General features: G+C 42.8%; 5 protein-coding genes and 1 pseudogene. 3 read left to right on the top strand and 3 right to left on the bottom strand.

The window, feature by feature from the left end; genetic code table 11:
• Positions 1-423: 423 nt before the first annotated feature.
• Complete coding sequence (pssA, locus tag WA381_RS05800; RefSeq protein ID WP_014950059.1) at positions 424-1,227, bottom strand: CDP-diacylglycerol--serine O-phosphatidyltransferase; 804 nt, start codon at positions 1,225-1,227, stop codon at positions 424-426.
• Positions 1,228-1,603: 376 nt separating this feature from the next.
• Between pssA and xdp1 (WA381_RS05795) the strand changes: the two genes are divergently transcribed.
• The 3 genes from xdp1 (WA381_RS05795) to prsT all read left to right on the top strand — a co-directional run bounded on the left by xdp1 (WA381_RS05795) (position 1,604) and on the right by prsT (position 6,507).
• Positions 1,604-2,539 carry an exosortase-dependent surface protein XDP1 gene (gene xdp1 / locus WA381_RS05795; protein ID WP_156086634.1) on the top strand — a complete coding sequence of 312 codons (936 nt, stop codon included), beginning with the start codon at positions 1,604-1,606 and terminating at the stop codon, positions 2,537-2,539.
• Positions 2,540-2,721: 182 nt separating this feature from the next.
• The gene (gene xdp1 / locus WA381_RS05790; protein WP_014979757.1) at positions 2,722-3,588 is read left to right on the top strand and encodes an exosortase-dependent surface protein XDP1; all 867 of its coding nucleotides are present in this window, start codon (positions 2,722-2,724) and stop codon (positions 3,586-3,588) included.
• 105 nt (positions 3,589-3,693) lie between these two features.
• Positions 3,694-6,507, top strand: coding sequence for an XrtA/PEP-CTERM system TPR-repeat protein PrsT (gene prsT, locus WA381_RS05785; protein WP_156086635.1), 2,814 nt, complete (start codon positions 3,694-3,696; stop codon positions 6,505-6,507).
• Between the two features lie 18 nt (positions 6,508-6,525).
• Here the strand turns inward: prsT and dld are convergent.
• A pseudogene (gene dld, locus WA381_RS05780) lies at positions 6,526-8,229 on the bottom strand (D-lactate dehydrogenase).
• 37 nt (positions 8,230-8,266) lie between these two features.
• Positions 8,267-9,976, bottom strand: coding sequence for an L-lactate permease (locus WA381_RS05775; RefSeq protein ID WP_156086636.1), 1,710 nt, complete (start codon positions 9,974-9,976; stop codon positions 8,267-8,269).
• Positions 9,977-10,091: the final 115 nt, after the last annotated feature.

Raw genomic sequence — 10,091 nt, 5'->3', positions numbered from 1 at the left:
TATCGAAATATGAATCGTCGTTGTGACACTCTTAACGAGTGCCCACACAGATTGTCTTGTCTAAATTTTTAAAGAACGTTACTAGCTTTTGCTAGCTGCCTCTCCCGAAGCGGATACGTATCTTACAGCGCATCTTTTTTTTGTCAACAACTTTTGTTTATTTATTTTTAAACTTGGTTTTTGACATCCTCATCAGTTGTTAGCGTTTTGCTGTTCCCTGTTGAGGAGGCGCGCATTCTACGCATTCCTGTAGCATCGTCAACACCCTTTTTTAAATAAATATAAAAAAAGCGACCGTTCGGTCGCTTTTTAATCTATTAGTACATTAAGCATGCGTTTACGCTTGTATATCCTTATTCTATCAGCTCAAAAAGGCATATCCTCTTTATTATTGAGCGAAGACATCTGATTATTGCCACGTGATCATTCCTGCTTATTGTCTACACTTTCATTGCTTTTCTTTTTATCGGCATTGAAGTCTGCATCTTCTTCATGGTCGCCCACTACATCGTCTAACGTTACTTTCTCAACGGTACGAAACGTATTGATAGGTCCAGCTAACGCATATAGTGCAAAAACAAGGAACAATACTAAAGCGGGTTCTGTTGCCACAACAACGAATATCAGAAGAACTAAAAGAAGGCCTACAAATGGAACCTTACCGTGCCAATTAACTTCTTTGAAAGAATTGTATTTAAAGTTACTCACCATCAGCAAACCTGCCAAGCCAGTTACTGCAGCAACTATTAAACCATAGTCGGTACCAACAGCATCATACTCAACTCCAACCCATACAAGACCAGAGACAACAGCCGCAGCAGCCGGACTTGCGAGACCTTGGAAGAAACGCTTATCGGCAATACCAACTTGCGTATTGAAGCGAGCTAAACGAAGAGCTGCACCCGCTACATATATAAAAGCCGCTAACCAGCCTAACTTGCCCAGCTCAGTTAACCCCCAATTATAAGCAACAAGTGCAGGTGCCATTCCAAATGAAACCATATCTGCCATTGAGTCATACTCGGCACCAAAGTCGCTTTGCGTGTTCGTCATTCTTGCCACACGCCCATCTAAGCCATCAAAAATCATAGCAACAAAGATAGCCACTGCCGCGGCTTCGAACCTGCCGTTCATTGACGAAACCACAGCAAAGAAACCCGAAAACAACCCTGCTGTTGTTAATAAGTTGGGAAGTAAGTATATCCCTTTACGTTTTTGATCAGACATATGTCCTCATACTTCTACATATACAATTGCACTAATTATTTCATAGATATGCAGGAACGCATAGCAAAGTAAAAAGGCTGCCTCGTTCCTTTACATAACGCCGTTGCAAAACGTTATTAGCTTTGCATTGATTACACGTACTCCTACCACAATGCCGGCGCTTGGCTTCTATTTATTCAGGACCGCGTATGCTCACGATCAAACAAACAACTAATAACTAGGTATACGGTTACATACCTTAAATAGCTCACCGTTCATATATCATACAAGTCCATGTTGAAATTAGGTACTACCAAGTTTGTGTTCGCATAATATGCGCACACATCACTCGGCGTGTACTTGAAGTGCTTTGCGCTTCATATATAGGAAAGCAATTATGCGAACGCTACAAAAAACGTTTTCTTTGCAAACTGTACTATTACTTTCCACAGCTTTGCTATCTACCCTGAGTGCTAATTCAGCATTCGCTACCTACTATAAAAAGCAAAGTTATTCTCACTGTGGGTCATCGAGCCAAAGCAACGAACAAAGCAATGTATGTAACTCTCCGTTGGGAGAATACACCTACGATCTAGTCGATGACAAAGTGACACAAACCAATCAGACGAATAATTCCTTTGTTCAAATAGACGGATTAAATATTAATATGTCCGCCTTTTCGGACACACAAGGAGTTACCGGCGAAACAGTCGTTGGCGCCAAGTTAGAAAAAATCTCAGATAAATGGGCTTACGGCATAACAAACAACGATGAAGCATACTATCGTGGCGACGCTGACCACGCTATTGACAATATCAACTATTACTCTCAAGGTAGCGCGAACGCTTATTATAGTGGTATGACTAACGTAGAACGTGACTATGACTTCGTGTTGTTATCTTTCGACTCTGCGGTGACACTAACGGGCGCAAGTTTTTCATGGCTTTACAGTGGCCGCGACAGCCAAGTATCTGTTGCAGCACTAAGTAATACTTCGAAACTAACCTCAGGTGTTAACACGTGGAGCGATATTGTCGCTAACGCCTTAACTTCAGCCTCATTTGATATTGAAAACTGTGAATATTTAGATCACCGCGCTGACTTTACTTTCACTGAGTCCGCTCAATATTGGTTGGTTGGCGCTTATAACACCGTATTCGGAAATATTGGCGGCCATGTAGGTAATGATGCCTTTAAGCTTGCTAATGTTGGCTTCTCTGTAACAGAGTCTGCCGGTACGCCAACGCCAACAGAAGTTTCTGAACCTGGCACCATTGGCTTACTCATGGCTTGTTCACTTCTCGTGATGTGGCGTCGCAAAAAATCCATTTGAAGAAATTAGACTTTAGATCACTGACAGGTTGGAAAATCTGTCAGTTTTTTTTACCCTCTCTCATATCGTCCCTTTTCAAATTGTAACATTAACTTAAAAATCATAAACTTAAACAAACTGGCACGAAATAAGCTTAACATTAGAAATAATCATCTAATTTTGCTTTTTGGGTAGTTCAAAATATGAAGTTTTCTACATCGCTGACAATACTATTACTTGCTGTTAGTTCATCAGTTTTCGCTACAGATTCAAGCCTCAACAGTGCAAAGTATGATGCACAATACACACTCGCCAATTCTAATGGCAGCGCTAATTACTCACAAACGACCAATGCGCAAAACAGCAATACCTCAATCGAGATCAACGGCGTTACAGTTGATGTAGGAATCACTGCTTGGTCAAACTCTGCAGGACACGCCGACGACAAACTTGCCCAGGGCAATATTCAAGGTTGGTGGAACTGTACGCTTGGTAATAATGGTTGTACTTTAGCAAATAGACACGTTGGCTACGGAATTAAAAATAGTGATTATTCTTGGGGAGGTGATAGTCACGCAGTTGATAATAGCGGTGACGGCGGTGGCAGAGATTTTGATATGTTCTTACTGTCATTTAGCGAGTCAGTGACTCTTGAAAATGCAGCCTTCACTTGGGTAGTCGGCGACAATGATAGTAAAGAAGTTACTGTTGCGGGTCTTAATAGTATTGCGGCATTTGAGAGCGGAGCCAACTCAACTTGGAACACTGTTACAAGCGCTATTGTTGAGAATACACTAGGTCACTATGGCGTAGGTTCAAAAGGCTCAAACGGTTTGTACGAATCAACATTTACGAAGCTAACTGGTAGTGCAAAATACTGGTTAATAGGTGCATACAATACCATTTTCGACGATAACGCTAAGAGTAACTTTAACAGCGTACAATTAAAACTGTCTTCCATTGGTGTGTCAATGACTCAACCAACCGCAGAAGTTAGTGAGCCTGGCGCCCTAGCACTGATGGGGTTGGGTTTAGGTCTTGTTCTTTATAGACGTAAGCGCCGCGTTTAATTGTTTAAAAACGCATAGAAAACACGTATCTTTAGAAGGTGGCTTAGGCCACCTTTTTTTATGCTATTTTTAAGCCAGCGGCTAGGCTAAGTTTCGAAGGTATATATGGATTTTTTTAATAATAAAAAGCGTGTTGTACAACGCGCTATTGTCTCTGCAGTTGCCTCATCATTAATCGCTTTTAACAGTTTTGCTTCTACGTCAGAAGACTACGAAAAAGCACTGACCGCGTTTAATCAAAACGAATACGACGAAGCCTATATCCACCTTAAAAACAGCTTACAGAAAGACCCTGAAAATCTAGCTGCAAAGATACTAATGGGTGAAATACTGCTTATAAACGGCTACCTAACCGCGGCCGAAATGGAGTTCGTAGAAGCACTTGAAATGGGTGCTGACATTAACCTTCTGGCAGAACCGCTTGGCAACACTTGGCTGTTCTTGAACAGATATAAAGAGATTGTCGATTTTGCCGATTTAAACAAACTGTCGGGAGAGGCAGAGCGCGAGTGGTTAATGATTCGTGCAACTGCGTGCACTAGACTGGAAGACGAGCTATGCGCCTTACGCGACTATAGCACCATAGTCTCACGCACACCTAACTTCGTGCCAGCTATAAACGGCTTAGCCTCAATTGCCCTTCAAAATGAAGACTTATCTAAAGCAAATTCTCTTATCGATAAAGCCATGTCGTTAGAACCAGAAAACGCAATAACATGGCGATTGAAGGGCCAGCTTGCTTATCGACAGGGAGATACTGACGCAGCAACCGCGCATTTACAAAAAGCATTGACGTTTAACCGCGACGATCCTATTGCGCTACGTAACCTTGTAGACTTGTACTTAGAAGCAAAAGACTACGATACCGCAAAGCTTTTTGTTGATGAGATCATTGAGGACACGCCGAACGATCCGCTAGCCATATTACTCAACAGCTGGCTACAAAGTAGAGACAACCAGCAAGCTATTGATAATGCAAAGCTAAAAGAACTTAACGACTTCATGGCGCAGCTTGACCCTGAGCTGATAACCTCTCAACCGATGTTGTTATATATAAGTGGTTTAACGAACTTCTTTAACAACAACATGGAAACAGCCGCAAAGGACTTTAATGCTTACTTGCAGCAGGAGCCTGATGACCTGCAGGCAGTATTAATGCTAAGTCAAGTCTATATGGCAACACAGCAAGACAAACAAGCGCTTGCGCTGCTTGAACGTCATCAGGATGCGTTAATGGAAGACCCTGACTCAGCGCTGCTTCTGGGTGACTTATTTATTCGCCAAAACAAAGCATTCAAGGCTGAACGCCTACTGCAAAATCTTGAATACAAATACCCTAATGAGAACAAGCTTCAGCTTTTCAAGATTAAATTAATGGCTGCCAGAGGTAAGCAGGACGAAGCACTATCAATTCTTGAAAAGAATTTGCCGACCTACAAAGATAACGCGGGGTTTCTATTCACTTATTCATTAATGAATTTACAAGCCCAGCAGTTTGATAATGCTTTAAAAGGCGCAAACCTGCTAAGTGAACTTTATCCTGACGAAGCTGAAGTGTACAACTTAAAAGCCGGCATCTTGATAAGACAAGGTCAGTTAGAAGAAGCTAAAACCAATATCGAAAAGGCGCTGGCACAGAACCCTACCCTTTTTCCTGCAAAATTTAATTTGGCGGCTACTGAAAGCCGCTTAGGCAACGTAGAAACTTCTAATCAATTGATTGAAGAACTTCTTACTTTCTCACCGCAGCATAATGAAACGCTGATGCTAAAAGCGTTTAACCTGACCAAAGCAGGCAAGGTAGATGAAGCAAAGCAAATCTATCTCGATTTACTAACACTTACGCCGTCGAATAGCGGTGCTAGGGAACGCGTTTCCTCTTTGTATCAGCAACAAGGCGACATTAAGAATGCCCTGTATCACTTAGACCTGCTAATTAAAGATGACTTCGACAATGCTGACTACCTCCTTCGTAAAGCTGCGCTTCAGTTAGGGAATAATCAACGTGCCGATGCCGAAAAAACACTTAGCATTGTAAGAAACTTTATTAACGACGACGCGGGTAAATTAATTGCCTATGCCGACCAAGCCCGAAACATTGGTGATAGCGAGGGCGCGTTAAACGCCATGGCTCGCGCACACGACATAGCAAACACAAGCACATTTGTTACCCTGCGCTATACAAGTTTGTTGTTAGATTTACAGAAAAACGATAAAGCACAGTCGTTGTTGGCGACAGTTCCTGCAAACCAGCAGCAAAACCCGGTTTACCATTTTCTAAAAGGAAGATTAGCTGCGAATAAAGGTAATGATGAAAGTGCGATTAACGCTTTCGAAAAAGCGCTAGAAGTCGACGCTTCTTTTGCACAGGCTTTTGTTGCCATTTACAACTACGCACTGAACGATCAGTTTGTAGATGTATTTTTGAATACGGCAAGAAAGCTGGTGAGCGAGAATGAAAACAATCTGCTGGCAAAAAACCTGTTGGCGCAATACTTATTCTTTATTCAAGAGTTCGATGAGTCGATAGCGCTTTACAAGGAACTTGTTGAGCAACCAAACTTACTCAACCCTGCTGAGGCTTACAATCGCCTAGCGATCATGCATATCGAGGAATCGCTAGTCACTGCAAAAAACTATGCACGTCAGGCCTACGAGCTTCAACCAAACTCAGCAAAAATATTGGATACCTACGGTCACATCAAAGCGCTACAAGGAGACTATGAAGGCAGCCTTAAAATGCTGAGGGATGCGTTCGCCAGAGACGCCAACGACCCAAATATTCGCTATCATCTGGGCTACACGCTAGCCAAGCTCAATAGAATTGAAGAGGCGAAAAAAGAGTTAGAATATGCAGTAAAAGTGGAACGCCCTTTCTTTAAGCGTCCTCAAGCAAGAACGCTATTAGAGAGCCTATAAGGCTCTCTTCGCATGCAGCTAAAGGCAGCACGAACAATTGCGTTTGTGCTTTTCCATTTTGCCAATACCAGGGTTAAACGTATTGGTTGGATCTAAGTCTTTGTAAAATTTCTGCAAGTTACTTTCGGCTTCATACAAATGACCTACATTGTGTTCAGCAGGATACTTAGCGCCACGACTGTCTAATAGTGCCAACATATCTGCTTTTACTTTTTTGGCGTCGCTGCCTTTTTTTAGTATGTAATCTTGATGAAAGACATGGCAGAAAAAATGTCCATAATAAAGTGACTTTTCAACGTGTTTGGCGATGTGCTCAGGCAGGTTCTCTACCCATAAATCATCGTTGCGGCGCAATGCGATGTCCAATGCTAAGATGTCTCCTACTTGCTTATGGTGTAACGTTTGATAGCGAACCGCGGCGCCAGCTGCAGCAAAACGTAATAAAAACGCCTTAGACGCTTCTTCTTCATTACAAGTAATGAAGTCACCATCTAGCTTCTCTTCGTTAAACAGCTTGGCCAAAAGCGTTTTAACCTCTTCGATGCCACCATCGCTCATTTTAAGGATTAGATGATGCTCGTACTTGTCGCGTTAGGTTCTTATACTCGAGGGTATTTGGTCAGAAAAGAACTTACTACCGAACTGCATCAATCTATCGCTTAGGTAAGGAGGAAGCAGAGGTAACTTGTTGAGCACGGCATCCACCCGCCCTTTGAGTGCAAACATTTTAGGTAGCGAGTCAGTTCCCAAACGCTGAATACTTATGATGGTATCTTTTCCGTAAACATCTGCAATATCGAACATTTCTCTATGAAGATATTCACCCACCTCAGGAACGTTTTTACATTGAGTCAGTATGTCTCTTCGAATACGAGTAAGTACAGAGGCATCATTCGTACCGATATAAAACGTTTGTTCTTTATTAGGCACTTCGAATGTGTCTAAGCGCACCGCGAAAACAGCAATTTTACCTGCGCATCCACTGGCTTCGTAAAGCCGTGTTGGATCGGCATTAAAGCGGCTCGGCGTATCAGCATTTACGTCTCTAACGATGTGTTCATAATCACTTGCCGACGCTTTCATACTGGTTTCAGGTAGAGATTTTGGAAAGTTGCCAGAAGAAAGGTTTCCGATAATTTCTTCCGGCGTGTCGCCTAAATCTATCCCTAGGTGATTAACAAGCTTTAGCTCTCCGCTTTTATCCACCTGAGCGAACAGCGATAACTCAGTATAGGCAGGTCCCCTTTTGACAAGTGCCCCACCTGAGTTGTTTGCAACACCACCGACAATAGACGCACCTAGGCATGACGACCCAATTACAGAGTGAGGCGCACGCCCGAGTGGCTTTAACGCCTTTTCAAGTTTGAACAGTGTTGCTCCCGGAAAGCTCAATACTTGCGTTCCGTCGTTAACCAGAACAATATCGTCCATTGCTAACGTATTTATAACCACCACTGGTCTATCGTAGTCGCTTCCACTTGGCGTTGAGCCTTCGGTCAAGCCGGTTTTCGCGGCCTGCATAATAATGATGCAGTTATATTCAACGCAAACCTTTAGCACTTCCCAATATTGCATTAGCGTATGTGGAAAAAGTACAGCCAATGCTTCGCCCTCGCCTGACCGCCACCCCTTGCGATAGTGCTCAGTTTGGCGCGTTCCTACGGCAAGATTGCTTTCCCCGAGTACGCGTTTAAAAGCGTCAATAATTGGGGTTGTTTGCATGTATAACTCCTTAGAACAGTGCAATGCGTATTAAAAATTAGTTTGTGCCGACTAATGGACCGCCGACGTCAAACACATAAACCCCCAACCATACTAAAATACCTGCAAATGCAACGTAATATATAGTTGGGATAACAGTCTTTCTTAAAGTAGCTCCCTCTTGCCCCATTAATCCTACCGTTGCCGAGGCAGCTACAACATTGTGTATTGCAATCATATTTCCGGCAGCCGCCCCAACGGCTTGCGCTGCGATAATTAGTGCAGGTGACAATTGAAGGCTTAGTGCTGCTTCGAACTGAAACTGGCTGAACATCATATTTGATACTGTATTCGAGCCTGCGATAAATGCACCTAATGCACCAATAGTAGGGCTAATTAATGGGAAAGCTTCGCCAAACATATTGGCGAACAATTGCGCGCCAGCTATCGGCATACTGACGATGTCGGCGCCATTCACACCTGAATTAATAAAAAGCCTAACCATAGGAATTGTGAACATCAATACAAAACCAGCACTTAGCAACGTTTTGCTGGAATCATTGAAAGCCTTAAACAACACTTCTCCCTTGGATACCTTTTTACTTTGAATGATTACTGCAACCAATGCACCTATTAACAACAACCCACCAGGAAGATATAGCGGACTGATTGATGCACTTACACCCGTTTCACCCAGTATGTTGTCAAATGAGAGTGTCAGCGACGTAGTAAATTCTTTTATTGTTGGAAACACTCTGGATATAACGAGCAGAAGTGCAACAACTAAATAAGGGACCCAAGCCGTAACCCAATGCATGGCCTTTTGTGACGTTATGTCGTCTGCTTTTATTTCCAAATTACCCAGCCAACCTTTGTCCCATGACGCTTTCGGCGGGAAATCCCATGTTGTTTTAGGCATCAAGAAACCATTTTTAGCTGCAGTAACAACCACTGCCAAGCTCACCAATCCTCCAATCAACGATGGAAATTCAGGGCCTAATACAATGCCGGTAAATACGTAAGGAATGGTAAAGCTGACGCCCGCGAATAAGGCGAAAGGTAGAATTTGTAACCCTTCGCGCCAAGACTTATTGGAGCCAAAAAAGCGAGTGAGCATTATAGCCATTAAAACTGGCATAAATGAGCCAATAATTCCGTGGATAATTGCCACTTCAGAGGTGATTAGTTGAATAAACTGCTCCCATTGCCAGCCTTGAGCCTGCAAAGTCTGACTGATCGCTTGGCCGTCTAAGCCTTTGTTTACACCAATGACTATAGGCGTTCCCACTGCGCCAAAAGAGACGGGTGTGCTTTGGATCATCATACCAATAAGTACGGCAGCCAATGCAGGAAAACCGATGGCAACAAGCAAAGGAGCCGCTATAGCGGCCGGCGTCCCAAAACCAGAAGCACCTTCAATAAAAGTTCCGAAGCACCAAGCAATGATTATTGCCTGGACTCTTCTATCAGGTGAAATGTTGGTGAAACCCTGGCGGATAACATCAATTGCTCCAGTATATTTCAATGTGTTGAGCAGAAAAATTGCACCAAATACAATCCACAAAACAGATACTGTAATCACTAAGCCTTGTAGAATTGAAGCGCCCACCCGTACTGCCGACATATCCCATGCTAAAAGTGCCATAAGTGCTGTACTTGCTAATACAACTGGCATTGCTCTTTTCGCAGACCACTGTAAACCCAATAGCAGCACTGCTGAAAGCGTTATAGGTAACAATGCTAATAATCCAAGGGTTATCTCATTCATGAGTTTTCCTCTTATTATAATTAGTTAATTATTCGAGTTTCTAACGTTAGAAAATCGATGTTAATGCAGGGTTAAAATTTAGGTATGCGACTGTACTAATTTCTCACGTGTTGAT

The sequence above is a fragment of the Alteromonas sp. CH_MED4-4 genome, from assembly GCF_037029575.1.
In the GTDB taxonomy this organism is placed as follows: Bacteria; Pseudomonadota; Gammaproteobacteria; order Enterobacterales; family Alteromonadaceae; genus Alteromonas; species Alteromonas macleodii.
Note: the sequence above shows the minus strand (reverse complement) of the source record. Positions and strands in the feature narration are given on the sequence as shown.